The 25,348-nt window shown below is 58.9% G+C and carries 22 protein-coding genes; 10 read left to right on the top strand and 12 right to left on the bottom strand.

Annotation, left to right across the window (positions count from 1 at the left end; all coding sequences use genetic code 11):
* The first annotated feature begins 91 nt into the window (after window positions 1-91).
* Window positions 92-805, top strand: a complete 714-nt coding sequence (locus C0Z16_RS06870; RefSeq protein ID WP_102631426.1) for a haloacid dehalogenase type II — start codon at window positions 92-94, stop codon at window positions 803-805.
* 18 nt (window positions 806-823) lie between these two features.
* Window positions 824-1,612 (top strand): aldolase, encoded by a 789-nt coding sequence (locus C0Z16_RS06875; RefSeq protein ID WP_102631427.1) that lies wholly within the window; start codon window positions 824-826, stop codon window positions 1,610-1,612.
* A gap of 29 nt (window positions 1,613-1,641) precedes the next feature.
* On the opposite strand, the gene C0Z16_RS06880 is transcribed toward C0Z16_RS06875, so the two are convergent.
* Window positions 1,642-2,406, bottom strand: coding sequence for a TetR/AcrR family transcriptional regulator (locus C0Z16_RS06880; protein WP_102631428.1), 765 nt, complete (start codon window positions 2,404-2,406; stop codon window positions 1,642-1,644).
* Between the two features lie 180 nt (window positions 2,407-2,586).
* Here C0Z16_RS06880 and C0Z16_RS06885 point away from each other — a divergent pair, with 180 nt between their 5' ends.
* From C0Z16_RS06885 to C0Z16_RS06900, 4 genes are read left to right on the top strand one after another with little or no spacing between them, the layout of a single operon-like run.
* Complete coding sequence (locus C0Z16_RS06885) at window positions 2,587-3,561, top strand: HlyD family secretion protein (protein WP_407070659.1); 975 nt, start codon at window positions 2,587-2,589, stop codon at window positions 3,559-3,561.
* Window positions 3,558-4,502, top strand: a complete 945-nt coding sequence (locus tag C0Z16_RS06890; protein WP_102631430.1) for an ABC transporter ATP-binding protein — start codon at window positions 3,558-3,560, stop codon at window positions 4,500-4,502. The genes C0Z16_RS06885 and C0Z16_RS06890 overlap by 4 nt, the downstream gene beginning before the upstream one ends.
* Window positions 4,499-5,641, top strand: coding sequence for an ABC transporter permease (locus C0Z16_RS06895; protein ID WP_102631431.1), 1,143 nt, complete (start codon window positions 4,499-4,501; stop codon window positions 5,639-5,641). The genes C0Z16_RS06890 and C0Z16_RS06895 overlap by 4 nt, the downstream gene beginning before the upstream one ends.
* Before the next feature lie 12 nt (window positions 5,642-5,653).
* Window positions 5,654-7,114: an efflux transporter outer membrane subunit gene (locus tag C0Z16_RS06900; RefSeq protein ID WP_102631432.1), complete on the top strand. Its 1,461-nt coding sequence runs from the start codon at window positions 5,654-5,656 to the stop codon at window positions 7,112-7,114.
* A gap of 25 nt (window positions 7,115-7,139) precedes the next feature.
* Here the strand turns inward: C0Z16_RS06900 and C0Z16_RS06905 are convergent, their stop codons facing one another.
* Window positions 7,140-7,526, bottom strand: a complete 387-nt coding sequence (locus tag C0Z16_RS06905) for an ester cyclase (protein ID WP_102631692.1) — start codon at window positions 7,524-7,526, stop codon at window positions 7,140-7,142.
* Window positions 7,527-7,876: 350 nt separating this feature from the next.
* Here C0Z16_RS06905 and C0Z16_RS06910 point away from each other — a divergent pair, with 350 nt between their 5' ends.
* Together C0Z16_RS06910 and C0Z16_RS06915 are read left to right on the top strand one after the other, a co-directional pair.
* On the top strand, window positions 7,877-8,389 hold the full coding sequence (locus C0Z16_RS06910) for a phasin family protein (RefSeq protein ID WP_102631433.1): 513 nt from the start codon (window positions 7,877-7,879) through the stop codon (window positions 8,387-8,389).
* Window positions 8,390-8,667: 278 nt separating this feature from the next.
* A complete protein-coding gene (locus C0Z16_RS06915) occupies window positions 8,668-9,534 on the top strand; it encodes a hypothetical protein (protein WP_102631434.1) in 867 nt (288 codons plus the stop codon).
* A gap of 48 nt (window positions 9,535-9,582) precedes the next feature.
* Here C0Z16_RS06915 and C0Z16_RS06920 read toward each other — a convergent pair whose 3' ends face one another.
* From C0Z16_RS06920 to C0Z16_RS06935, 4 genes are all read right to left on the bottom strand, one after another.
* Window positions 9,583-9,906 carry a hypothetical protein gene (locus C0Z16_RS06920; RefSeq protein WP_407070658.1) on the bottom strand — a complete coding sequence of 108 codons (324 nt, stop codon included), beginning with the start codon at window positions 9,904-9,906 and terminating at the stop codon, window positions 9,583-9,585.
* Window positions 9,907-9,929: 23 nt separating this feature from the next.
* The gene (locus C0Z16_RS06925; protein ID WP_175130739.1) at window positions 9,930-10,994 is read right to left on the bottom strand and encodes a sugar-transfer associated ATP-grasp domain-containing protein; all 1,065 of its coding nucleotides are present in this window, start codon (window positions 10,992-10,994) and stop codon (window positions 9,930-9,932) included.
* Between the two features lie 74 nt (window positions 10,995-11,068).
* On the bottom strand, window positions 11,069-12,445 hold the full coding sequence (locus C0Z16_RS06930; protein ID WP_102631436.1) for an undecaprenyl-phosphate glucose phosphotransferase: 1,377 nt from the start codon (window positions 12,443-12,445) through the stop codon (window positions 11,069-11,071).
* A 39-nt stretch (window positions 12,446-12,484) separates the two neighbouring features.
* Window positions 12,485-13,999 (bottom strand): mannose-1-phosphate guanylyltransferase/mannose-6-phosphate isomerase, encoded by a 1,515-nt coding sequence (locus C0Z16_RS06935; protein ID WP_102631437.1) that lies wholly within the window; start codon window positions 13,997-13,999, stop codon window positions 12,485-12,487.
* 620 nt (window positions 14,000-14,619) lie between these two features.
* Between C0Z16_RS06935 and C0Z16_RS06940 the strand changes: the two genes are divergently transcribed.
* Together C0Z16_RS06940 and C0Z16_RS06945 are read left to right on the top strand one after the other, a co-directional pair.
* Entirely contained in the window at window positions 14,620-15,867 is a 1,248-nt protein-coding gene (locus C0Z16_RS06940) for an O-antigen ligase family protein (RefSeq protein ID WP_102631438.1), read from the top strand.
* Window positions 15,868-15,945: 78 nt separating this feature from the next.
* Window positions 15,946-16,581 carry a phosphatase PAP2 family protein gene (locus C0Z16_RS06945; RefSeq protein ID WP_102631439.1) on the top strand — a complete coding sequence of 212 codons (636 nt, stop codon included), beginning with the start codon at window positions 15,946-15,948 and terminating at the stop codon, window positions 16,579-16,581.
* Here the strand turns inward: C0Z16_RS06945 and C0Z16_RS06950 are convergent.
* From C0Z16_RS06950 to C0Z16_RS06975, 6 genes are read right to left on the bottom strand one after another with little or no spacing between them, the layout of a single operon-like run.
* A complete protein-coding gene (locus C0Z16_RS06950) occupies window positions 16,557-17,744 on the bottom strand; it encodes a glycosyltransferase family 4 protein (RefSeq protein ID WP_102631440.1) in 1,188 nt (395 codons plus the stop codon). The genes C0Z16_RS06945 and C0Z16_RS06950 overlap by 25 nt on opposite strands.
* A 52-nt stretch (window positions 17,745-17,796) precedes the next feature.
* A complete protein-coding gene (locus C0Z16_RS06955; RefSeq protein ID WP_102631441.1) occupies window positions 17,797-19,113 on the bottom strand; it encodes a lipopolysaccharide biosynthesis protein in 1,317 nt (438 codons plus the stop codon).
* A 27-nt stretch (window positions 19,114-19,140) separates the two neighbouring features.
* Window positions 19,141-20,151, bottom strand: a complete 1,011-nt coding sequence (locus C0Z16_RS06960; protein WP_102631442.1) for a glycosyltransferase family 2 protein — start codon at window positions 20,149-20,151, stop codon at window positions 19,141-19,143.
* A 40-nt stretch (window positions 20,152-20,191) separates the two neighbouring features.
* Window positions 20,192-21,631, bottom strand: a complete 1,440-nt coding sequence (locus C0Z16_RS06965; RefSeq protein ID WP_167403494.1) for a hypothetical protein — start codon at window positions 21,629-21,631, stop codon at window positions 20,192-20,194.
* Between the two features lie 21 nt (window positions 21,632-21,652).
* On the bottom strand, window positions 21,653-22,768 hold the full coding sequence (locus C0Z16_RS06970; protein ID WP_102631444.1) for a glycosyltransferase family 4 protein: 1,116 nt from the start codon (window positions 22,766-22,768) through the stop codon (window positions 21,653-21,655).
* Between the two features lie 46 nt (window positions 22,769-22,814).
* A complete protein-coding gene (locus C0Z16_RS06975; protein WP_102631445.1) occupies window positions 22,815-25,061 on the bottom strand; it encodes a polysaccharide biosynthesis tyrosine autokinase in 2,247 nt (748 codons plus the stop codon).
* Window positions 25,062-25,348: the final 287 nt, after the last annotated feature.

Here is a 25,348-nt window from a genome sequence, read left to right on the forward strand (position 1 = left end):
CTGACGTCAAGAGGTTAATTTAATTTTCAAATAACTGTCAATGCGCCTAATCTGACGCCATTCGTCGATCCATCACTTCTGGAGCACATTCATGTCACTGCAACATACCCCGCGCCCACGGTGGCTTACATTTGACTGCTACGGCACACTGATCCAGTGGGACGAAGGATTGCGGGCCGCCGTCCGCGAAATTCTGGAAACGAAGCGAGGCAGCGACATCGATCCGGCGCAAGTGATCGCGGTCTATGACCGGCACGAACATGCGCTCGAACAGACTCCACCGCATCGCTCGTTTCGCGAGGTCGCGGGCGTTGGTCTTCGTCTTGCGCTCGCGGAACTGGGCCTCGCCGGCGACGAGCGCGATGAAAGCGACGCCCGCATATTGACGGACCGCATTTCCGCAATGCCGCCGTTCCCGGAAGTGGTCGACACGTTGCGGCGACTCAAGCAAGATGGCTATCGCCTCTGCATCGTGTCGAATACCGACGACGACGTCATCGCCGGCAACGTCGCGCAATTGGGCGGCTATATCGACCGCGTTGTCACCGCACAGCAGGCCGGTGCCTATAAGCCGGCGCGGCAGTTGTTCGATTACGCGCATCGCGAACTCGGTGTGACGCCCGAGGAAGTTGTGCATATCTGCGCGAGTCCGCATCTCGATCATGCGGCCGCGCGCGATATCGGCTTTCGTTGCGTGTGGATCGATCGTGCGACGGGCCGCACGCTGCTGCCCGATTACACGCCCGACGCAACGCTCTCCACACTCGATCAGGTGCCGACGCTTTTCGCTACACTCGGCTGGTGACTTTCAGGAACGACCAACATGGCGCATACCCTTTCATCCGTTGGCTCGGCGCAACCGTCTTCGACGTTGCGACTCGAATCTGACGCCATCATGCAAACGCGCATTGAACTGGCGGCATGTTTTCAACTAGCGGCACAGTACGGCTTCGAAGAAGGAATCTGCAATCACTTCTCCGCGGTCGTGCCAGGACACGAGGACCTGTTTTTCGTGAATCCCTACGGTTATGCATTCTCCGAGATCACCGCATCGCGTCTCTTGATCTGCGATTTCGACGGACATGTCGTGGCCGGCGAAGGCAAGCCCGAAGCGACCGCGTTTTATATCCACGCGCGTTTGCATCGGTTAAAGCCGCGCGTCAAGGCCGCTTTTCATACGCATATGCCGAACGCGACCGCACTGTGCCTGCTCGAAGGTCCGCCGCTATTGTGGCTCGGGCAGACCGCGCTGAAGTTCTATGGCCGCACCGCCATCGACGAGAACTACAACGGTCTCGCGCTGGACGATTCGGAAGGCGACCGCATTGCCGAAACGATCGGCGACGCGGATATCGTGTTCTTCAAAAATCACGGTGTCATGGTGGCGGGTGGCAGTATTGCCGAAGCGTGGGACGACCTCTATTACCTCGAGCGAGCGGCGGAAGTTCAACTGAAGGCAATGAGCAGCAATCGCCCGCTCAAACCCGTGCCGCACGATGTGGCGCAGCGCACTTACGAACAGATGCGCGCGGGCGACAAGGAAAGCGCACGCGCCCATCTCGACAGCGCGATGCGTGAACTACGCAGGCGTGGGATCGCATTCGATCAGTAGACTCAACCGGGCGCCGGTTCAAAGCCTGTTTATTTGCGCACCCTATGTGCGGCCGCGATTGCATCGAGCCCCGCCATCATGAAGCGAATAAAGTCTTCTGCAAGCGCAGTCCTGTCTTTTGCAACGGCGGGCAGCAGCGCCGCTTGCATCTGCTTGGGCGCAATCATCAGTGCGATACAGGGCAGCACGGTGAACATCAACGCTCGCTGCACCAACGGCTCTTGCGGATTCAACTGCAATACTTCGCCGATCAAGCCGAGCAGAACAGCGGCCTTCGGTCGTACCGCCTTTTCGATGAGCGCGGGAATTGCGGGCGACGGCGACAGTACCTCGCGCAACATCAGCATGAAGCCCCACGGCGCGCCCGTACTAGTCGAAAGACCGACGAATCGCGAGATCACCGCGCGTAACTTTTCCCGTGGCTCGCCCGGCCCTTCTGTCAACGCGGTCAATTCATCGAGACTCACGACCTGGCGGTGCGCCTCCACGAGCGCTGCTTCGTAAAGCGCCTCACGACTGCCGAAGTGATAATTCACCGACGCCATCGGCGTACCCGCGCGCTCGCATATTTCCTTGCTGGTGGCATCGGCGAAACCGCGCGCGGCGAACACCTGTCCCGCAGTATCGAGCAGATGCTGGCGCGTGGCCGCGCCATCGGGCCGGCTCGTGCGCTTCACCGGCCTGGACTGTTTCGGCGCTCTCGGTTCTTTCAGCACTCTCGGCGCATCGGGTTCCTTTGCCTCTTTCGTGCGCTTCGTTCGTGTGGCGATGGTCCTCGCTGGTTTCGTTGGCATGGGTCAATCACAACCTTGAATTAGTTTGAATTCGAATTCACATTCACATATTATCCATTTTACTTCATCCTTGCGGATCGGACACTCAGTGAAGATCATGAATGCCACCTCCGCTATCGCGAATGGATTGCTTACTGAACACGCGCCATCAGCGGGCGCGTCGAGTGGACAAAACCAATGATGAACTCAAGCACGTCAATTGCTTCAATCACGCAGCGCGCGCTATTGCTGCTCATCGGCGTGTTGCTCGCGGGCTGCTCGCATCGCGATGACAACGCTTATCAGGGCTATATAGAGGGCGAATACGTTTATCTCGGCTCGTCGCAGGCGGGCAAGCTCACGCAGCTACAAGTCGCGCGCGGCCAGACCGTGAAAGCGGAGGCGCCTCTGTTCGCACTCGATGCCGTCGACGAAACTGCCGCTCTGAAGCAGGCGCAACAGCAACTCACGGCTGCGCGCTCGCAACTGGCCGACATCCAGACCGGCAAGCGCGCGCCCGAAGTCAATGTCAATCGCGCTCAGCTCGCGGAAGCCGTCGCGAATGCGCGCAAGGCAGCGCTGCAACTGACGCGCGACGAAGCGCAGTACAGCGCGGGCGGCATTTCGAAAGCACAGCTCGACGACTCGCGTGCCAATTCGGACGCAACATCCGCACAAGTACGCGAACTGACGAGTCAGGTAGAAGTGGCGCGTTTGCCCGGCCGCTCACAACAGATCGCCGCGCAACAGGCGCAGGTCGCGGCCGCTGAGGCCATGGTCGCGCAAGCGCAGTGGAAGTTGGACCAGAAGCGCGTCAATGCGCCTGCCGACGGCCTCGTCTACGACACCCTCTATCGCACCGGCGAATGGGTGCCGGCAGGCAGCCCGGTCGTGCAGATGTTACCGCCGCAGAACATCAAGGTGCGCTTCTTCGCGCCGGAGACCGTCATTGGCGCACTCGCGCCGGGCCGCGACGTGACGATACATTGCGACGGCTGCGCAGCGGACATGCCGGCGAAAATCACATACGTGTCGAACAATGCCGAGTACACGCCGCCTGTTATCTATAGCAACGAAAGCCGGGCGAAGCTCGTTTTCATGATCGAAGCGCATCCGTCCATTGCGGATGCAGTGAAACTTCATCCCGGTCAGCCGGTGACGGTGGCGTTGAAATGACTACCGATGCGCCCGAGTACGTCATCGACGTACATAATCTGAACAAGCATTTCGGCGACAAGCATGTGGTCAACGACGTTTCGTTGCAAGTTGCGCGTGGCGAGATCTTCGGCTTTCTAGGGCCGAACGGCAGCGGCAAGACCACGTCGATTCGCCTGATGTGCGGACTGCTCACACCCGACTCCGGCACTGGCACATGCCTCGGTTACGACATTCGCCGCGAGAGTGCGCAGATCAAGCGCAATGTCGGCTATATGACCCAACGCTTTTCGTATTGGGAAGATCTGACCATTCGCGAGAACCTCGACTTCGTTGCGCGTATCTACCAGATGCGCAACCGGCGCGAAGTCGTCGACAAGTCACTCGAATCGCTGGGACTGCAAAGCCGCGCGAGTCAGTTGACGGGGTCGCTATCCGGCGGCTGGAAGCAACGTCTTGCGCTCGCCGCCTGCATGCTGCACGAACCGAAACTGCTGTTGCTCGACGAACCGACAGCAGGCGTCGACCCCACCGCGCGACGCGACTTCTGGGAAGAACTGCACCGGCTCGCGGCGCGTGGCATATCCGTACTCGTCAGCACCCACTACATGGATGAAGCCGAGCGCTGTCATAAGCTCGGGTATATCGCATACGGAAAACTGCTTGCGCAAGGCACGTCGAAAGAAGTAATCGAAGCGCAGAACCTCGCAACGTGGTCGATTCAAGGCGAGCATTTGAGTGAACTGTCGGAGAAATTGCGCGCGACGCCTGGCGTCGATCAAACCGTCGTATTCGGCGCCGCGCTGCATGCAAGCGGCAGCGATCATGCGGCGTTGGAGCGCGCGATCAGGCAGACCACCGCAGGCACCGCACTGCGCATGGAGCCGATCGAAACAGGACTCGAAGACGTATTCATTTACCTGATGAGCCAATCGAAAGACAACTTCGGAGCGCGATCGTGACTACAGGTACCGTCTTTTCGTTGACGCGCTGGTGGAGCGTGGTACTGAAGGAGTTTCTGCAATTGCGGCGCGATCGCGTCACATTCGCGATGATCGTCGGAGTGCCCATCGTTCAGCTCGCGCTTTTCGGTTTCGCAATCAACACCGACCCCAAGCATCTGCCAACCGCGATCATCGTTCACGATCAGAGTGAGTTTTCGCGCAGCTTTATCGCCGCGATGACCAACTCTGCGTATTTCAACATCGTCGAAACCTTGCCCGACGAGGAAGCGGGACACCGGGCGCTCGCACAGGGCCGCGTGCAATTCGTGCTGAACATACCCGTCGATTTCTCGAGAAAGCTGCTGCGGGGCGAGCATCCGTCACTGCTCGTGGAAGCCGATGCGACCGATCCAACCGCGACGCACACCGCTGTCGCCGCGTTGCCGAATCTGGTGCAGCCTGTCGCGGACAAGGACATCACCGGTCCGCTCGCATATCTGAACGGCAGGCAGAGCGCATTCGGCGTACAGGTTCACAATCTATACAACCCCGAAGGCATTACGCAATACAACGTCGTACCGGGACTCATGGGCGTCATTCTGACAATGACGCTCGTGATGATGACGGGCCTCGCCGTGACGCGCGAACGCGAACGCGGCACGATGGAAAACCTGCTTGCCACGCCGGTGCTGCCGATTGAAGTCATGACCGGCAAGATCGTGCCTTATGTCGCGATCGGCCTGATTCAGGCGTCGATCATTCTGATCGCGACGCGCTTCGTGTTTCATGTGCCGTTCGTCGGCAGTCCGGTGGCGATCTATCTCGCGGCGTTGCTCTTCATTGCGGCGAATCTGACCGTGGGAATCACACTCTCCTCGCTCGCGCAGAATCAGTTGCAGGCCATGCAGCTTACCGTGTTCTATTTTCTGCCGAATATCCTGCTGTCCGGCTTCATGTTCCCATTCGCGGGCATGCCGCAGTGGGCGCAATTCATCGGCAATCTGTTGCCGTTGACCTATTTCAACAGGCTCATTCGAGGCATTCTTCTGAAAGGCGACGGATGGGCGGACTTGTGGCCGTCGGTGTGGCCCATGGCTCTGTTCACCGCTATCGTGATGGCGATCGCGCTGCGCTTCTACCGGCGCACGCTCGACTAGGAAACCACGTCCATGAAAGCACTTCTTATCGCGTGCGCACTGGCTTTTAGCGGCTGCGCAGTCGGCCCGGACTTTCATGCACCCGCGGCGCCGGACACCGAAACCTATACGCGTGACGCATTGCCCGAGCGCACTGTCTCGTCCAATGGACCGGCGGGATCCGCGCAGACGTTCAACATGGCACCGAGCGCGCGCGCTATGTGGTGGCAGGAATTCCAGTGCGATGCATTGAACCCTCTCGTGGATCAGGCCTTGCGTCAGAGCCCCACACTCGCGCAAGCTCGAGCGAAGCTGGTGGAAGCCCGCGAGAACTACACCGCTCTAGCGGGTGCCACGCAATTCCCGAGCATCGACGCAACGCTTTCCGGCGCGAGACAGAAAGTCGATCCCGCGGCATTCGGCATTCCGAATGTCGAAACCCCGGGACCTTTTTCGTTGTTCAACGCATCGGTCAGTGTTTCGTATGCGTTCGACATCTTCGGCGGCAATCGGCGCGAACTCGAAGCAAGCATGGCGCAAGTCGATTATGAATCGTACGAATTCGATGCGGCACGGCTCAGCATTGCGGGCAATGTTGTATCTACCGCTGTGCGGCGGGCGTCGTTGCAACAGCAGATCGTGCTTACGCAACGCCTCGCCGATGCGCAAGCGCATCAACTGTCGATCATGGAAGCGCGCCTCGCCGCGGGCGGCGTATCGCAACTCGATGTGCGCAGCCAGCGCACGCTGCTCGCACAGACCCGTGCTTCGTTGCCGCCGCTTGCAACACAGCTCGCGGCGGCGGACCACCAACTGGCGATTCTTCTCGGAGCAGCACCGTCGAAAGCAGATTTCGACGGACTCGCTCTTGATGCGCTGCATTTACCTGTCGACATTCCGATCACGTTGCCGTCGACGCTCGCTCGCGCGCGGCCCGACATACGGGCGTCCGAAGCGTTGCTGCACCAGGCCAGTGCGAACGTCGGCGTTGCAACCGCGAACCTGTACCCGCAATTCGTGTTGTCCGCGGGAATCGGCTCAGAGCGCACGCGGATTCGCGACATCGTGACTGGCCTGAACATCTGGAACATTGGCCTCAATCTGACGCAGCCGATTTTTCACGGCGGAGAACTGCGTGCGAGGAAACGCGGGGCGCAGGCCGCCTATGACGCGGCATTTGCAGGCTATCAGCAGACCGTGCTTCAGGCGTTGCAGCAGGTCGCCGATTCGCTCACCGCAATGCAGAACGACGCGCATGAACTGCAAGCGCGTGCCGAGGCCGCACAGGAAGCGCAAGCCAGCCTCGGCGTTGCACGTCGGCAATATGCGGCAGGCGGAATCAGTCAGATCAGTCTTCTCGATGCCGAACGCCAGGCCTTGCAGACTGCAATCGACCAAACCCGCGCGCAAGCGAACCGCTTCACCGACACCGCTGCGTTGTTTCAGGCGCTCGGCAGCGGAGTGACAGAGACGACGCTCGGCAGCAACCGGTAATTTGCAGGTTCGCTTTGCGCCTTTGCTACAACTGGGCCTCGATAGCCGCCTTATCGATAACCGACCACACTTGTCCGATTCTTTCTCCACGAAATTCGTAGAAGACGTTCTCCGCGAAAGATACTTTCCTGCCGTTAATGTCGAGGCCGAGAAACGTTCCCTTGGGTGTGCAATCGAAACGCAGTCGGGCAGCTAAATAAGCCGGGTCGGCAACCAGCAGTTCGATGTTGAAATGAAGATCCGGAATTTGCCGGAAGTCCCTTTCCAGCATCTTGCGATAGCCTGACAAACCGATTCGCCGATCGTTGTAGTAGACGTCGTCGTGAACGAATTGCTGCAGGTTCTGCCAATCCTGCCTGTTAAGGCAGGTGATGTAGCTTCGGTAGATGCCGGAGAGGTCGAGTTCGGTCATGGCAATCGGTCCATTCGTCGTCAAGGTAGCTGGCGCCCACAATAACAGTCGAAAGTCGAATTTCTCATCGTCCGGTGCCTGCCTAGCGTGACGCACACGAGGCATGGGTATTGCTCGCTGCCGCAGTGCGGCGCGCTCGCGGTGCAGCTCTAATGGACGTCCGTTACGACCATGAAACCTGCCTGGCAGGGCCAGCCAGTAGCCACTTAAACGTCGCCGCGCGGTTCACAATGCATTGCACACCCTTGCACACCCCTTTTGGGATCTGCTGACGCACACAGGTATAGCAGTTGCTGAACCCCTGCGCGTTGTCGCGCATTTTACCCACTCGCACTTATACGGAGCATCTTATGAATGCCGTTGTATTGAGTCAGCCCGACGTCCGTTACGAAGGCCATCCAATTGCCGCCTATGAACTTGCAGCGCGAACTGTCTCTGGCCTTGAAAAAATTGTCGAACTGAACGTGCAGACCGTCAAGACATCTCTTTCCGAGCAACGCGCGCTTGTCGATGCGGCGCTTTCTTCCGAGTCCTTCAATCAGGTATTCGATCTGCAATTTCAGCAGTTCCCGGCAGCAATAAAGAAGACCTGCGCCTATTGGGGGCACGTTGAGGACATTGCGGTGGACACTCGCAATGAACTCGCCGAGGTGGTGCAGAACAGTGTTCAAAGCTATCTGACCACGTTGTTTTCCATGATCGACAGCGCAACGTCAATCGGGACGGCATCGGGGGGCCGCACGAATGTCACCAGTCCACTCGCGATCGAACAGCCGCCCGGCGCGCGAAACGAGCCGGTCGCTATCGTCGACAGTTCCGGCAATGTCGTTCCGCCGAGCGGGCGGGCGTCGGGCTTGCACTAGGTCGATCCAGGGCGAGGTGGCGAAGTGGCGCGTCGCACTTAGCCGGCCGCTGCCTCATGAGGCAGCGGCCGCACCTCGCGTTCGGCAATCGGACTCAACGTTTCGCGACATTTGTCCCACATTTACGGCCTTCTCCGAGACCTGCATTGTCTGCTTGTCTAATATCCCGCTAAAGGCCGCACCAGGGCAGGGGCGCCCGCGTTCCCCCGCTGCGGGGCCGATCCTCAATCAGGCGAAGCTCGACGCCCGCCGCACCGGATATTCTCTATGGATCGATCATGAGCAACGCTAGTTTCGCGTCGTTTTGGCATGGCCCGGAACTATCGGCCTATGAGGTGGCCTGTCTGAGTTCGTTCACGACCTATGGCAGTGACGTGGCTCTATATTGCTATAGCGAGGTAAAGAACTTACCAAAGGGCGTCATCGCGAAGGACGCCAGCGCGATTGTGTCGCCCGACGCATTGACTGCTTTTTCCATCGACGGCGTTCCCTCGATGGCGCATTTCACCGACTATTTCCGGTTCGTGATGTTTACGAAAACCGAGGAGATCTGGGTGGACACCGACATGCTGCTGCTGCGCGATTTCGACCGCAGCGTCAACGGCAACATCATCGGGCGAGAGTCAGCAACCAGCATCTGTACGGCTTTGCTTCGGCTCGATCCGGCCGATCACCGCCTGCTGGATCTTCTACTGCGCATTGAAGCAATGAAAGGGACCAACATCAAATGGGGTGACACCGGCCCGCGTCTGCTTACCGCCGTGTATGGCGTAAAGGCCGGTATGCCAGAAAGCGAATTTTATCCGATACATTTCGACGACTACTACAAGGTATTCCTGCCGCAGCATTTCGACGAATGCGCGACGCGGTGCGCCAACTCGTACGCGCTTCATCTCTGGAACAATCGCGTGGTGAAGATGGGCTTGTTCAAGCGGATCGGACCTCCTGTCGGCTCGTTCCTGCATCACGTCTTTGAAAGAATCGGCGCAAACAGTCTGTTCCAGGACTTTTATCCGGCGAACGTGATGCAGGCGATGATCGATAACGCCGTTCAGAAGGTGGGACGAGACGAAGGCTTCCGCAAGCTGTTGCAGATCGGCGTGCCGGTCGTGAAGACAGCCATTGTGAAACGGCTGGGGGTCTGAATTTCTCGACTGAATAACCGCATGCTGGATAACCGCATGACCGTTCAGTCATGCACCCCGCGCGACCTCGATGAGTTCCTTCACTCGTCTCGCGATATTCGTCAATATGTTCGATGACGAAGCAGGCTGCCGCCCTCTGTGCGGCATGCGCTGCAAATCTTCCCAGTCGCTTTCTACCGCGCGCGCATGGCTCTCCGGCGTGAACGGCCACTCCATTGCCACCGCTCGCACTGGCGCGGCACGCTCGCCTTGTCCCGAGCGCTCGACATGAGCATTGATAGCCGACGCCTCGCGCTCCGCCGCTTCTTTTGAAACCGCAGCGACGAAGTCGTCAGGCCCCTCAATATGGACGCACCACAATTGTTCGCTCACGTGACGTTCCTCGCTCAATACTGTCATACGGCACTGGCATTCAGCAGTTCCCATTTCAAATCAGAAAAACACGGGCCCTGGGTCGCCTCACTGAACTTCACATCGTTGTGCTCGCCATTCCATTCCATCACCTGCACTTTGCCGTCATCGCCCACTGTGACGTCCCATCCTATGCAGCGCGCAAAGGGAATCTTGCCATGAAGTTGCAGCACGGTATCGACGCAATCGCTGAATGCTGGAATCTTCACGCCAGCAAACCTGACCTTTGAATCCGGATGCTCCTCGGTGGCGCCCCAGTCGCTCAGGAAGCCTTTGCGCGCCAGTTCACCGGTGACCAGGTCGACCGGCACACACACTTCGTCGTCATTCCTGATGTGGGTATCGTGCGCCCGGCCGATACGCAAAAAGCACGCGCGGACAGAAACATGGCCGAGTTCATCGACCACGGTGGTCATACGCAGGGTCGCCACGGACTTTGAAGCAAACGCGCTGAATAGCGGATGTTGCACGATGAACTTCTGAATGACACCGTTGCCGAGCGACCTGATCAATTCGCAGTCGAACGATTCCCGGTCGAAGAAATAGATGCCTTTGCCTCGCGCCGAGCCGTCCAGTTTGAAAACGACCTTATCGCACTGACGGAAAACGACCTGTTTCAGTTCCTGTTCGGGAACCACCACGTTGCGTTCAGTGAAAAACAGGCCGTTGGCGAAATAGGCGACGTCGGGAAACGCGTCGCCGCCGAAGATAAGCCGCGACATCGGCTTCAGGTTAGAGATCCTGCCGTATCCACCCTTCATGCTGGGCACGACAACTCCGCCGTAGTAGTTGTCGGGAATCCAGCCTTCCTTGAATGCCCCGCTGAATGCAGCATAGACACGAAGCCATGGCGCGTAAATCGCGTCGCCGAATACATCGCGTGCATAGATGTCGGCGAGCTTGAGATGTGCCGGATCAGGACGCCCGTACTTCTTCTCCAGCAACTGGAGAATTCGTCCCGCCTGCGCGCCATGATCCCGGTGGAACCTGTATTGCCCCACCTTCTTCAAGGAACGTCTGACTGCTGTTTCAAGGTTGAATAATTTCATAGCTCGCCGCGATATAAGCTTACGTCTCCCACCTGTCCTGTACTGTATTGCGGGGCCTCGATCCGACGGATGAATCAGTAGGCGTTGGGATGATGCAGCCCCTTGAATACAGTCGCGAAAATGATTTTGACGTCGAGTGCGAACGACCAGTTTCGAAGGTAGTACAAATCGTGTGCTACGCGGCCCTCCATCTTTTCAATCCGGTCCGTCTCTCCGCGAAAGCCGTTGATCTGTGCCCACCCCGTGATGCCGGGCTTGATCCGGTAGCGTTGGATATAGCCGGACACGATGTCCTGATACAGATCGTCATGTTCGAGCGCGTGTGGCCGTGGCCCCACCACGGACATATCGCCGCGCAGTACATTAAAGAACTGCGGCAACTCATCCAGGCTGGTGCGGCGCAAGAACTGCCCCACTCGTGTAATGCGCGGGTCGCCGCGCGTCGCCTGCTCGAGCACGCCCTGCTTCTGTTCATGCAGACGCATACTGCGGAACTTGTAGATCATGAACACGCGTCCGTCCGCGCCTTTGCGGCATTGCTTGAAGAACACCGGACCTGGCGAGCTGAGTTTGACCGCGATGGCGCACGCAAGAAGAATCGGAGACACCGCAATCAACGCAACGAGTGCAAAGATGCGGTCGAAAAGCTCCTTCTTCACCAGTGCATTCGGCGGCAGAGGCGAGGCGGCAAGATTGATCGTCGGAAAGCCCAGCAGCTCGGTCACGCTTCCATCGAAGAGCGCGAGGGCCCTCACGTCCGGCATGAAACGCACATTGATCAGATCATTGCGAAACTCACCGACCAATTCGAGAATCGCACGTTCTTCCGATAACGGCAGCGCAAGCCATACTTCATCGATGTGGTGTTCACGCACATACTTTGCAAAGGCCGCGCGCTGTTCGAACACCGGTACGGACGTCGTGGTCGCGATTCCCGGGCGCAGGTTGTAGACAGCGTTGGCACGAAAACCCGCGGCGGGTTCGAGTTCCATTTTGCGCAGAATCTCGTCGCAATGCTCTCCGCATGCCGCAACTGCGACTTTCTGCAAATTCAACCCGGCATTCCGAACGCGTCCGAGCAGCACATGCGTCACCATGCGGCCCGCAATCATCCCCCATCCGGCCAGGCCCGTCCAATACGCGAACCATAGCCGGGACACAAAGTCGATGCGGTGCAACGAGAACATCAGTGCCAGGGCGCACGCCTGCACCACCAGCCAGCCGAGCGCCACCTGCCCCACCAGTACTCTTTTGGAGCGGCCGCGCCACGACTCATAGACGCCCAATGCCGGGAACACAGCGAGCGAAAACGCCGCCGCAAAAGCGACGAATGCCACATAGGAACGATGCTGCGCGAGATCGTCGAAGCGAATGTGCGAGGCAATGAATGCGCCTCCGACGATCATCGCAACATCGAATGATCTCGCCAATAGACCTGTAATCAGTCTCATAGCAGCCCCCTGGAAAACACTCTGGTTCGCCACGGTCGATCAACCCGCACGGCCATACTTGTCGTCGAATCGGACGATGTCGTCTTCGCCGAGATAGCTTCCGGATTGCACTTCGATGATTTGCAGCGGTACGCAACCCGGGTTCTCCAAGCGATGACGGATGCCCAGCGGGATATACGTGGACTCGTTCTCGCCCAGAAGGAATTGCTCGTCGCCGCGCGTGACCAGCGCGGTGCCGCTTACCACGACCCAATGCTCGGCCCGGTGATGATGCATCTGCAACGACAGGCGTGCGCCCGGCATCACCACGATTCGTTTCACCTGAAAGCGGTCGCCATGGTCGATCGAATCGTAAAAGCCCCACGGGCGGCGAACCTTTCTGTGCGCGTCCGCTTCCGGCGATTTCTCGGCTTTGATGCGTGACACGAGTCCCTTGATGTCCTGCACATGCGAACGGTCTGCGACGAGCACGGCGTCGTCCGTTTCAACCACGATCAGGTCGTTTGTGCCGACGCAAGCAAGCAACCGCCCGCCTTGCGAGCGCGCGTAAGTGGCCGTCGCTCCCTCGAATAGCACGCGTCCGTTCGACGCGTTGCCGGATTCGTCCTTTTCCATCGCCTGCCACACGGCGTCCCAGGAGCCGAGATCCGACCATCCGGCGTCGAGCGGCACGACTATGCCGGCAAAGGGTGATTCGGCCTTGCCGAGATGCTCCATCACTGCGTAATCGATCGAATCGGACGGCGATTGCAAGAACGCTTCAGCGTCCGGGACGACACATCCGTCGGTGAGCTTGGCGCCTTCATAGGCTCGCACGCACGCATCGTGAATTTGCGGCTGGAACCGCTGAATGACATCGAGCCAGACGGAGGCCCGCACCACGAACATGCCGCTGTTCCACCAGTAATTTCCGGACTCGACATATTGCGCGGCTAGCTCGGGCGCAGGTTTTTCGACAAAACGTTCGATTCGATGCACGCCATCCTGCAGCGCGTTGCCGAGGCGGATATAGCCAAAGCCGGTGTCGGCGCCAGTGGGCGGAACGCCGAGTGTTGCAATCGCACCTGCATCCGCATAGCCAGCTGCGATTTCGATCGCCTTATGAAGAGCCTTCAGATTCGCAATGGCGTGATCCGCGGGCATGGTGACGAGAATGGCGTCCTCATCTTCCGCGGACGCAGCCAGTGCGGCAAGTGTCAGCGCCGGCGCCGTGTCGCGGCGCCCAGGCTCGACCACGATCCGCGCATTGACGCCGACTTCTCGTGCCTGTTCGTAAGTTGCGAAGTAATGCTCGGCCCCGCAAACGATGATCGGCTCCGGAGTCACAGTCCATAAAGGACTAAAGTCGTCCATTCGTCCCATCGTGGCCTGCAGCAAGGTCTGATCGCCAATCACGTCGATGAGCTGCTTCGGGAACTGCTCGCGCGACACTGGCCATAGACGTGTACCCGAGCCGCCTGCAAGAATCACCTGGGTAAGCGGCGGGCACTGGGCGGACGCTTCGCCGTGAGCGTCGACGTTCGTCTCGCCATCAGTTGCAAAAATTTTTTCCATTTTTTATCGCTCCTAGACATGCAAGCCCGACCGCAATTAATCGCATAAGCGCCGACTCGATGCGTCGGCACTGCGCTGGTCTGGTCTCACATGTGATCAATGACAGAATGGGCGCATCAGCGAACTACGCCAGCCGTTCAGTCTGCGCAAACATGCGACACACACCAGCGGTTCACGCCCGTGAGCATCCGCACTCCCGAAGTCAGACGGCGGCCGGTCGCGTGCAAAAAACGAACGGCACATTTTTTCAGCGTGGCGCCAGAGAAGCCGATGCCACTAAAGCCACTACTCGACAAAATCAATCATAGTCACGTTACGCTGCACCACAGCAATGGTGGCGCGATCAGTTGAGGTTTTGGCCCGGGCCGTGGCATCAGTGTGCGCAGCCGCTTACATCAAGTTTCAATTACGCCCCGTATGTGCGGCAGCGCGTGGAAATCAGTGCCTATACGTGGTACCTTCACAGGCAAGTTGGAAACCTTCTTCGTGCAAACGTAGGACCCCGATCTTGTTCCAGGCGAGCCGTCCCGTACCGGTGCGCCGCATCTCAACCACGTTCTGTTCGCAACCAAGGGCCTCGTCATTGCAGGCTATGCGCCATTCGTTTTTCTGGAGTCGCGATGGTTTACATTTCGCTACTTGCGCTGTTTCTCACCGTCACGAATCTGGTGCCGGTGAGCGCGGTCGGGTTCGTCCCGATCGTTCTATATTCGTGGCGGTTTTTTGGACGCAGGTACCCAGCATTCATTACGCCCCTGACCGCGTTGACGGTCCTGATCACCGTCTCCACGCTGCTCTATGATCCCAAAGCGTTTACCGAATTTGAGTTCTACCGGCGCGACGGCAATTTCTTCATTTCATACGCTCCCATTTTTGCCGGTTGCCTGTATATGCATCGTCTCGAACTGAATAAAGTGCTTCGCACGTTTTTCATGTTTGCGGTAGGAATCAACATTCCGGTCTACGCCGTTTACATCGTGCAAACCGGATTGCTAAGTATCTTTACGAACCCGGACAACAGCTTCGGCAGTTACTTCATTGCGCGCAACGCGGCCGGGGGATTTTTCGCGATGCTGTTCTGCCTGGGTGTGGCGTGCTATCTGCAAAAGCGAAGCAAGCTGTTGCTCGGGCTGATCGCCATCAATGCCCTGATGCTGTTCTCGACCTACAGCCGCGGCTCGCTGCTGGGCGCCGTCGCCGTATTGCCATACCTCTATTTCGGCCGCAAGCGCTGGCTGCTCGCCGTGCTGATGGGCGGCCTGATTGCGGGCTCTCTCGCAATGGCGGTGATTAACACAGACCCGAGCGTCGACTACATGGGCTATACCTTCAACATTCAGAATCAGGATGCCAAGGTCGCCAATCTCAACATCCGGTATGAATGGCTATGGCCGCGCGCGCTCGCCTATTTCGAGCAGAGCCCGATTGTGGGCCTGGGCTTCGGCTCATTCGACGATCACATCGGCAACGTGGCCTCTTACTTTCATCTGTTTGGCGCGCCGTCCGACATCACGGTCGAACACAGCGATTCACACGCGCATAACTCCTATCTGAATTTCCTCGCGGAACTCGGGGTGGTTGGGCTCTTCCTGATGCTGAACTTCTTCTGGAAGCTCGTCGACTGGAGCAAACACGGCGCAGCTGCTGCGGCGCTAGTCGGCGGCGGGCAAAACTTCGCCGCATTCCGATTCGTCGAAATCTCGTCCGTGTGCCTGCTGGTCATGGCCGCCACCGAACATCGCCTTGTGTCGCCTTCGAATGTCCTGATCCTCACACTCGTCATCTCGCTGCTGCTGGCGTCGCATTCGGCCAATACGATCCTTGCCGAATTCAATCGGCGGAACTCGCTCATCCGTTCGCGCGTCTGACAAATTCCCGCGCGCCACGCGACGCTATAGCGGCAACGTCTCCCCGCTGTAGCGAAGACCAACAACAAAGAGAACCCTATGTGGACTGTATTTACCAACCTGGGCGATGCGGCCGTCACATTGCCCATTGCGGCGGTCTGCGCCTGCTGGATAGCCCTGTTCGATGTCAGACTGGCTTGCCGATGGATCGCCACGCTCGCCGCCGGGGTCGCCGTTGTCGGCGCGAGCAAGATCGTCTACGCCGGCTGGGGCATATCGTTTCCAGCTTCTGATTTTCGCGTGATCAGCGGCCACGCCATGTTGTCGACGTCGGTGTGGATCGTGGCGATCACACTGCAGTTGAAGTGGTGGCGGCTGCCACCGTCAATAGGCATCGTGGCGGGTCTGGCAATCGGGGCGCTGACCGGTGTGTCGCGTGTGATGGATCATTCGCATTCGTTGCCCGAAGTGGTTTCAGGCTGGATTCTGGGCGCGCTCGTGGCCATGTCTTTCCTGCGAGCCGCACTTTCTGTCGAGTTCGATCGCTTGCGGCCCGCGTGGTCGACCGCGAGCCTTCTATTCGTTTCCGCGCTCGCCTATGGACATCATGCGCCGCTCCAACGTCTGATTGAAACGCGTTCGCCGGAGATTCACAGCCATGCTCACTCGATCATGGCTTACGTCGGCCGGGTCCGATATCGCGTTCAGTCTTACGAAGGCACGCTCGCGAGGTGACGCTCTTCTACCGCGCGTTCGCGGACAAGATACGGGCGGAGCTGTTCGATCGAACTACGCAGAAGCCGCGCATCGATAAAATCCGTCAGTGCCGTTTTGAAGTTCTCAGTTGAGAACCGCTCGGCGTTCTTGCGGCAATTGCGCGGATCGAACAAAGGGGCATTGCGCTCGAACCGCACTACCGCCTCCAATAGCGATTCTGTCGTCTGATCGCCGAAGAAAACCCCGGTTGGCCGCTCGAGAGGCAAACCCACCACCGATTCAAGCGCACCGCCCCTGCCGAATGCAATCACCGGCGTGCCGCATGCCTGCGCCTCCACCACCGAGATACCGAAGTCCTCTTCCGCGGCAAACACAAATGCGCGAGCTCGCCGCAAATGATCGACTAGAACTTCGAGAGGCTGGTGGCCGAGTATCGTGACGTTTTCTCCAGCAATCGCCTTTATCCTCTTCATTTCAGGGCCGTCGCCGATCACCACGAGCCGACGCTCCGGCGTCTGCGAGAAAGCTCGCACGATCAGATCGATGCGCTTATACGGCACCATGCGCGACGCCGTCACGTAGAAGTTTTCTTTCTGCGTGCCCATGACCATATTGTCCAGATCGACCGGCGGATAAATGACGGTTGCGTCCCGCTGATACGCTTTCTTGATCCGTCGTGCGATGAACTGCGAATTCGCGAGCAGATGATCCACCCCATTTGCCGAGCGCGAATCCCAACCGCGGATATAGTGCAGCAGCGCGCGCGCCATGATCGACTTCAGCCCCCTGTTCAGGTTCGATTCGCGCAAGTACTGATGCTGCAAGTCCCAGGCATAGCGAATAGGCGAATGCACATAGCTGATGTGAATCTGGTTCGGCCCGGTCAGCACGCCCTTGGCCACCGCGTGCGAACTCGAAATAACGAGGTCGTATGCAGACAGGTCGAGTTGCTCGATCGCGATCGGCATCAACGGCAGATATGCCCTGTAGCGCTTCCGCGCAAAAGGCATCCTCTGAATAAACGAGGTGTTGACGGATTTTCCCTTCACGCAATCACGGTCTTCGAGAAAGTCGACAATCGAGAAGACGTCCGCCTTCGGAAAGCACTCGATGATGCTCTTCAGTACCTTCTCTGCGCCGCCCGAAACCACCAACCAATCGTGAACAATAGCGACTTTCACTTCAACCTCCTGTGAGATTACGCGCCGGACACCTGCCATCCGGCAATCCGGTTCACTTGTCTTTAGTCGCGCTCGCCTGGGCTCTCGCGCCCCACGCGAACCCCAGCATGCCGGCAGCACGTCGAGCGCCCGGCACAAGACCGACCAGTTCGAGCCGGACCATGATGACCATCAGGATGACCGCCAGCGTCGCCTCTCCGATGACGCGTGCGGCTGCCATGCCGATCGATCCAAAATGCGGAGCAAGCAAAAGCGCGGCAGCGAGATTGGCCACCCCTGAGGCGACTCCCGCAAACGCAAGCAGCCGATCCTTCTTGCGTGGCACAAACACGTAAAACGCGACGAATTCGTTAAAGGCCACGAACGGGAACATCCACGCGAAACATTGAAGGACGCGTGCGGCCGGTTCGAAGGCCGGGCCGAGAATCAGCGGCAAGACAAAGGGCGACAGCGTCAACGCGCCGCAGAACACGAGTAAGCCGTAACCGAGCAGCAGTGTTGCGCCTCGACGAGTGGTGGCATGCGCGCCCTCCTTGTCGCCATGGGCGAGTTGCCGCGAGATGGTGGGCACGAACACTTGCGATGCCGGGCCCATCAGACTCAGTCCGATAGTCGCGAAACGTTCGGCCGCACCAAAATAGCCGACCTCCGCCGGCGTGGACAGCAGCGTCAACAGATAGGTCGACGACGCCGTGAGTACAACGGAGCCGGACGAGTAGCAGAACAGCATCGTGGAGCTGCGAATCAGCGGCATCACGCCGTCCAGCTTGAGATGCGGCATTCCCAATTGCGCAGTGGTGATGCCATAGGAAATGATCGAAGACGCGACGCCCGCGACTAGCAGGCTCGCCAGCACCCATACGGAGTCGGCAGGCCGCTTGACGAGGCTCAGCACCAGAATGAGGCTCAACGCGAAGCCGAACACTTCGATCATGATCGGTGTGCGGAAGTGCTGACGTCCCTGAAATAGCCAGCCGAGGTTCAGCGCCGACACGATGCCGAGCAATGTGGCCAGCACACCGATTAGTGGCCGCTCCGACAATATCGGCGAGCACATGGTGGCGACAAGGCCGATGCATCCGCCCAACGCGGCCAGCATGAGCCGTGCGCTCACATGCAACGAATAGATCGCATTGCATTCCTTCGCCGAATGCGCCTTCGAGACTTCGCGCATTCCAACGAAAGTGAACCCGTAGCTCACGAGCATCCATATCACGTTCATCAGCGACATGGAGGCCAGCACGCGTCCGTACTCGGACACGCCGAGCATTCTTCCGTAAAACGGCACCACGATGATGAGGTACACGTACCTCATCAGATATCCGCCGTAAACAAACGCAATGACGCTTGCGTTGTCTCGTCTTTCCATTCCGTTCTCCAAAGGCATCTTCCTGACTTACCGCTGCGCTATGCGACGGCGCGCAAGCGGGTTGGAAATGTAGCGGACGACAAAGTCAGAAAGCGGCGAGTACGGCACAAGGCACAAGCCGGAAAGAAACAGCGTGCCGAATTTCTTCTTGACGCTCCAGAACGGGTTCGCGACGATCGCATGCAAATAGTTGCGCGAATCGCGCATCATCCAGCGCCAGCGAGTAGCGAGCGTCGCGCGATAGACGCTCGAGCAGAAGATCGCCTTCTCGTGGCCGAAGTCATGAAATGTCGGCGGAAGCTCGATGTTCAGACGCGACCGCGCAATGTTCCTCAGGATCGCCCATCGCATGCCCAGCGCTTTCGGTGCTTTGGAGATCTGTTCGGAGTTGGCAAATGACACCGTGCCGCCATCGGCGTTATGCACGCGATAACCGCCAAGCGATTTGCGCACCGTGGCAACGGGGCCCACTAACGCCGCGCCGTAGATCGCGAAAAAGTCGGCGCCGTAGCGGTTTATTCCTGGAGCGGGAACTGGAAAGACGCGCTTGAGCGCGCTCACAAGATAGGCATTGCCCGACGCGGGCGGCGACGGATACAGCCAGCCGGTCCGCAGAAGCTCTCCGCAATTCGTGGGCGGTTCGCTGTGCGGCACATAAGCGCCCGTCAGTGCTCCGTTTGCGTCCATCACGTCAAGTCGAAACTGCACCTTCGCCCACGAACCGCTCGCGAAGACCCGCATGACTTCCGACACGGCGCTCGGGTACAGGATATCGTCCGAATCGAGCAGGATCGCGTACTCCGAGTCTAGTGCGCGTATCGCGTGGTTGTACGCGGATACCTGGCCGCCGTTTTCCTTGAAGATCGCGGTAACGCGGGAACCGTAACTTTCCATGATCGCCCGCGAGCCATCGGTCGAGCCGTCGTCGAGGACGACAACCCGCGTGTCCGGATAGTCCTGGTTGAGCGCGGAGTCGATCGCGTCCGCGAGATAGCGTTCGTAGTTGTAGTTGCAAATGACGACTGTGACCTGGTTCATGGCATTCGACGCTATCTGAGATTTCGGTGAGTCGGAATTGCTACGCAAGCGGACGGACAGCGATATACGCAAGATGGGTGGGCGGATCGTTTCCCGCGCCATTGACCCTGTCCGGCACCTTGAATCCGAGTTGCAAGCCGTCATTACTCCAGGTGGTCGTAATAGCGTCCGGTGCACTTACTGTGCCCGTCAACGCATCGATGAAGTCAATCTTTACCGTGCGCGCGGAAGGCCGCTTGAGGCCCGCCACAGTCAACGTTCTCCAGCCCGCTGCGGCATTCACCTGCAACACGATGTCATTGCCTGAGCGCAATGCACTGCCGGATGCGCCCGGACCGAATTTCAACTGATTCGACAAACTTGCCAGCGAGCCGGAAACCGTCTGACGAAGCACAATCAGACTCCGGCCCGATACGTTGTAGGTGCGCGCAGGCGGACCGCGATGAGTAAGACGAAACGGTTCGTAGCCGTCCCAGTGGTAGATCATGGACACGTACTTGTTGGCGTTGTCCCAGTTGCGGTCCAACGCCCATACCGCGAAATCGAAGAAGTACTCCGGCAGGTAATGCGGATTCTTCATGTACGCATCGCCGATTTCGGTCTGCCAGATGCCCTTCGCCGGACCATTCTTCACATACTGCTGATACAGCGGATCGAGGTCGGCGACGCCCAGGTAGTGCGTGTCCAGATAGTCGACCCAGTCCAGCATCCGTTCATTCGAACCCGGACTTCTGTACTCGAGCCACTTACAGAAGTTCGAAACACCGCCCTGATCTGGCCAACCGCCGTAGACGATATACGCGTTGTACTTGCGAATGATGCGAGCCGCCGGCAGGTGCACCCGCTCGACGTAATCCTGCATGGCACGCTCGTACGGTTTCGAGCGTTTCCCGTCCTCGTTGAAGTTCGGACCGTGCCAGAAGGTCGCCTGAGCCAATCCCCCGGACAATTTGCCGGCGGCCTCATTCCAGATCTGGAAATAGCGCAAGTTAAACGGTGGTGCCGAGTACTTTCGAACGACTGCCTCGACATAGCGCGTCCATGCGCGCACGTCCACCGGAGCCGAATTGCTGTCGCCCGGCACGGTGGCGTTCCATGGCGGCGTATAGCCAAGCAGCAACAGCGACCGGATGCCATTGCGATTGTTCGCAATCAGCGCCGACGGAAGGTCGCTGTCGAACTGAGACCCTGTCTTGTCGATACGCATGACCTCCGTCGGTGAATCCGGCTGGCCGGGGCCCACTGAATCGCGCCCCCAGGTGATGCCCATCTGCCGCCACATCTCAACGTCGCGACTTGATCCCGCCCATCCGTTCGTCCCGATCATTTCCGTTATTCTGCGACCGCCGGCGTCGAGCGCCTGCGGCACCGCGGTCGGCGCCGGCGACGTCTTGCCTCGCGCAAGCGGAATAGCCGCAAGCAAAGCCGCGATTGTGCCCAACACTCGCCGTCTGCCGGCACTGTTTGAAGTGCGATCCATTGGCCTGCCCACCGACATGCGCTAGCTCGCCGACGCGCTGGCCGGCACGCCCGCCAACCGTTCGCCTGCCTGCCCTTTCAGAATGTCCAGCACGGTTTGCGCCGTCATATCCCAGCGGAACTCGCGCGCACGTTCGAGACCCATTGCTCTGTGGCGTTGCCGCAGTGCTTGGTCTGTCATCATCAAAGAGATTTTTGCGGCGATGTCGTCCGCCGATGTCGCGTCGCAATACATCGCCGCTTCTCCACAGACCTCGGGTATCGAGGTCCGCGACGAAGCGACAACCGGACAACCGCAGTACATCGCCTCGAGGGGCGGCAAACCAAATCCCTCATACAAGGACGGGAACACAAGACAGCCCGCGTTTTCATAGAGCGCTTTCAACTCGCCGTCGGTGACAAAGCCAGCCCAGACTACGCTCTCCGATTTCGGACCCTGTTCAGCGAGCTCGCTATTGAAAATGCGCGCGTTCTTGCCGCCGACCACGACGAACTTGACATGATCGAGGTGTCCGAGCTTCTCGATTGCTTCCAGCACGCGTTGCAGGTTCTTTCGCGGGTCCAGACTGCCGACAACAACGCAATAGGTGTCTTTTACGAGGCACAGGCGCTCCATTACCGAAGGGTCCGACGTAACACGGTCGAGATGATCCGCGGCGGGGCTCACTACCGCTACTCGCGACTGGTCGACTTTCAGGTGGTGGCAGATGCGCGATCGGGAGAACTTCGACACGGTGAGAATCATCGGCTCCATTCGCGGCAGCAGAAAGAAGCACGTGCGATACCAAAGCACGAACTTTCTGGAGAATCCACCTGGCACGTCGTACACCGCCATGTCGTGAACCATCACGACCTGCCGGCGTTTGAACACCGGACTGGTATTGCACAAGTTGAGAAGCCTGACACCTCTGGCGGCGATGGGAAGCGTAATCTGCTCCCATAGCGTACCGAGCAACCACGGAAAGCGCCGTTGCCATTTCAGCGACGCGCCCGGCTCGATCGCATTGCGCGGCACGAATATCTCCAGCTGCTCGCCGGGGGGTACTCGCATTTGCATTGCTCTCGTCAACTCATACGCGACCCGCTGAACACCCGTGACCGGCTGCGAAGTGAATTTTCCGTTGATTGCAAACGCCATCTGTTTCTCCGTTTTGCGAATTCATCGAACGACGGTGGCAACTCGCTCACGTGCGGAGAGATCCACTGGTTGCGTCGAGGTCGCCATAATCGCTGGCATAGTTCGTCGCATAGCCGTAAGTGCGGGTACTGCGCCGAAGCGGAATACCGTTGAACACCGCGCCGGCAATACGGCCCTCTGCGCGCTCCATCTTTTTGATGGTGTCCTCGATTTCTTCCTCGCTTTGCATTCCAGAGCGCAAAACCAGCAGCGATGCGCCCGCTTCGCTTGCAATGATCGACGCATCGGTCACTGCGAGGAATGGCGGCGTATCGAAGATCACCAGATCGAACTGGGCACTCAGGCGCTCCAGCACTTCCTTGAAACGCGGCCGCGCCAGCAAAGCGGCCGGATTGTCCGGACGCGATCCGCACGAGAGGAACGACAAACCGTCGATTCCCGTATGACGGAGTGCGTTGCGCAACGGCATGCGGTCGGACAGAACTTCGGAGAGTCCGCCACGATTGTTCTGATTAAAGAGCGATGCGAGATGACCACGACGCATATCCGCATCTATCAGAAGAACTCGCGAGCCGATCTCAGCCTGCAAAGTCGCGATGTTTGCGGCGACAAAGCTCTTCCCCGCTGACGGAGTCGGCCCAATAACCATGAGGACGTTATTGCGTGCATGCGCGAGATCGCGTGCCAGCGACGTGCGCACCGCCCGCAGCGCCTCCACCGACGTGTCATGCGGGAAGCGTTCGGCAAGCACCCTGTTGCCGCCTCCTGCCACCTGTATCTCGGGTACACCACTTGTCGCCGGCTGAGGTAAGCCGGCTCGCGCCGGCGCGCCGGGCAGCGACTTGGCCCCCGCATTGGTCCGGTCGATCAGAGACTGCTGTTGACTGAACAGGATCTCGCCGAAAACCGGCACGCTCATTCGGCGTTCGACGTAACGCGGATCGGTCACGCCCGTCAGTACATGACGGCGCATGAACACGAGCACGACCCCGGAGACGATGCCCAATGCGAGGCCGCCAGGAAGCACGAGTATCGGTTTCGGTTTGACGGGTCGATGAGGCGTGATTGCCTGGTCGACGATATGCGCGCCGCCCGTGGTGCTGGCCCGACGCACCTGCAATTGCTCCGCTTTCTGCACCATGCCCAGATAAATCGTCTCCGCGACCTTCTGCGCGCGGATCAGATCCACGCTCGAGCGCTCCGACGCCGGCATGCCGTTGAAATGGCCATCGAAGCTCGCCTTCGCACTCTTCAATTGCGCGAGTTGCGTATCGACGCTCTGAACCCAGCGGCTCTGCGGCGTATAGCGTTCGAGAAGTTGCGTGCGTTGCAGTTGCAGCGTCGCGATCTGACGGTCGATATCCAGACCGCCTTGCAGATAGGCTTGGGCCTCAGCCGTCGGCTGCATTGATTGGGAATTGGCTCTGAATGCCTTTAGCGCTTCCTCGGCTTTTCGCAAATCTGCGAGCAAACGGGGAAGTTCTCCGTTGATGAACGCGAGCGTCGTGGTGTCGTTGAGTTGCCGACTGGCGATCGCCGTCGTGAGGTATTGCTGTCCCAATGCATTGGCGACTTCCGCGGCCTTCGCGGGGCTCTTGTCCGTGTACTCGATCTGTAGAAGACCGGAGTCTTTGACCTTGTCGCTAACCTTGATGAGCGCGTCAAAACGCTTGATGGCGTCGACCGAGTTCCAGCGAACGACGGTGAATTCCGTTCCGGGTCGTGCAACCAGTTGGTCCACACGCATCGAAATTCCGTTGCCCGACACGTCTTTGCCCACCGTACCCTCGAGGAATACCTGGTCCTGTGGGCCGCGCAATTCGTAGGTGTTATCGTCGCGCGCAATCAACGTCATTTTTTCTTCTTCCAGATCTTTCGGGACATCGAGCGCGCCGATTTTTACCTGCTCGCCTCCCCACGCAAATGACTTGAGTCCCAACCAGGGACGGGACGGCTCTCCCGGTGTCGCGAACTTCTCCGCGATATCACCAAGCAGGGGCATCGTATGCGGCGTCACCGACACATCGAACCGGAAGCGTTGAATCACAGGCTCCAGTACCGAACGACTACGCATGACCCCCATTTCAGTGACGGGGGACGGCGCGGGCGGAGGCAGGTTCTCCTGGTTCTGGAGTGCGAGACCCAGCGCGTTCGGCTCTGGTGGATCGACGCGCACGAGCACATCCGCCGAATAGATCGGCGACGCAACGAGTAGATAGCCGGCGGCCAAAGTGAGAACCACAACCGTGGTGGTTACGATTTCCCAGATATGGTCGCGCATCAGGCGAAACATGGCACTTGCGCTAAGTTGGCCACGCTCCGTGCCGGCCGCCGGGGGGAGCGAATTTAGAGGGTAGTAATCCACCGGTTTGATCCTTTCATGTTTGATGGGCACAGTAATGAATCGACACCGCCTTGGCTGCACCAACAGTCCGCAAGTCGGCCGTTGCCGGCAAAAATGCATATGGCGCAGCCCAACGCGAGGTCGGATCTGCGTCATGGTTTGCCAAGCCAAGTGGCTGTCCACCTGCTTGAACGATCACAGGCCGCGCCGCTAACAATGCGGCGAGCCCTGTCTCC

Origin of the sequence: Paraburkholderia rhynchosiae (assembly GCF_002879865.1) — a bacterium.
GTDB classification, from domain to species: domain Bacteria; phylum Pseudomonadota; class Gammaproteobacteria; order Burkholderiales; family Burkholderiaceae; genus Paraburkholderia; species Paraburkholderia rhynchosiae.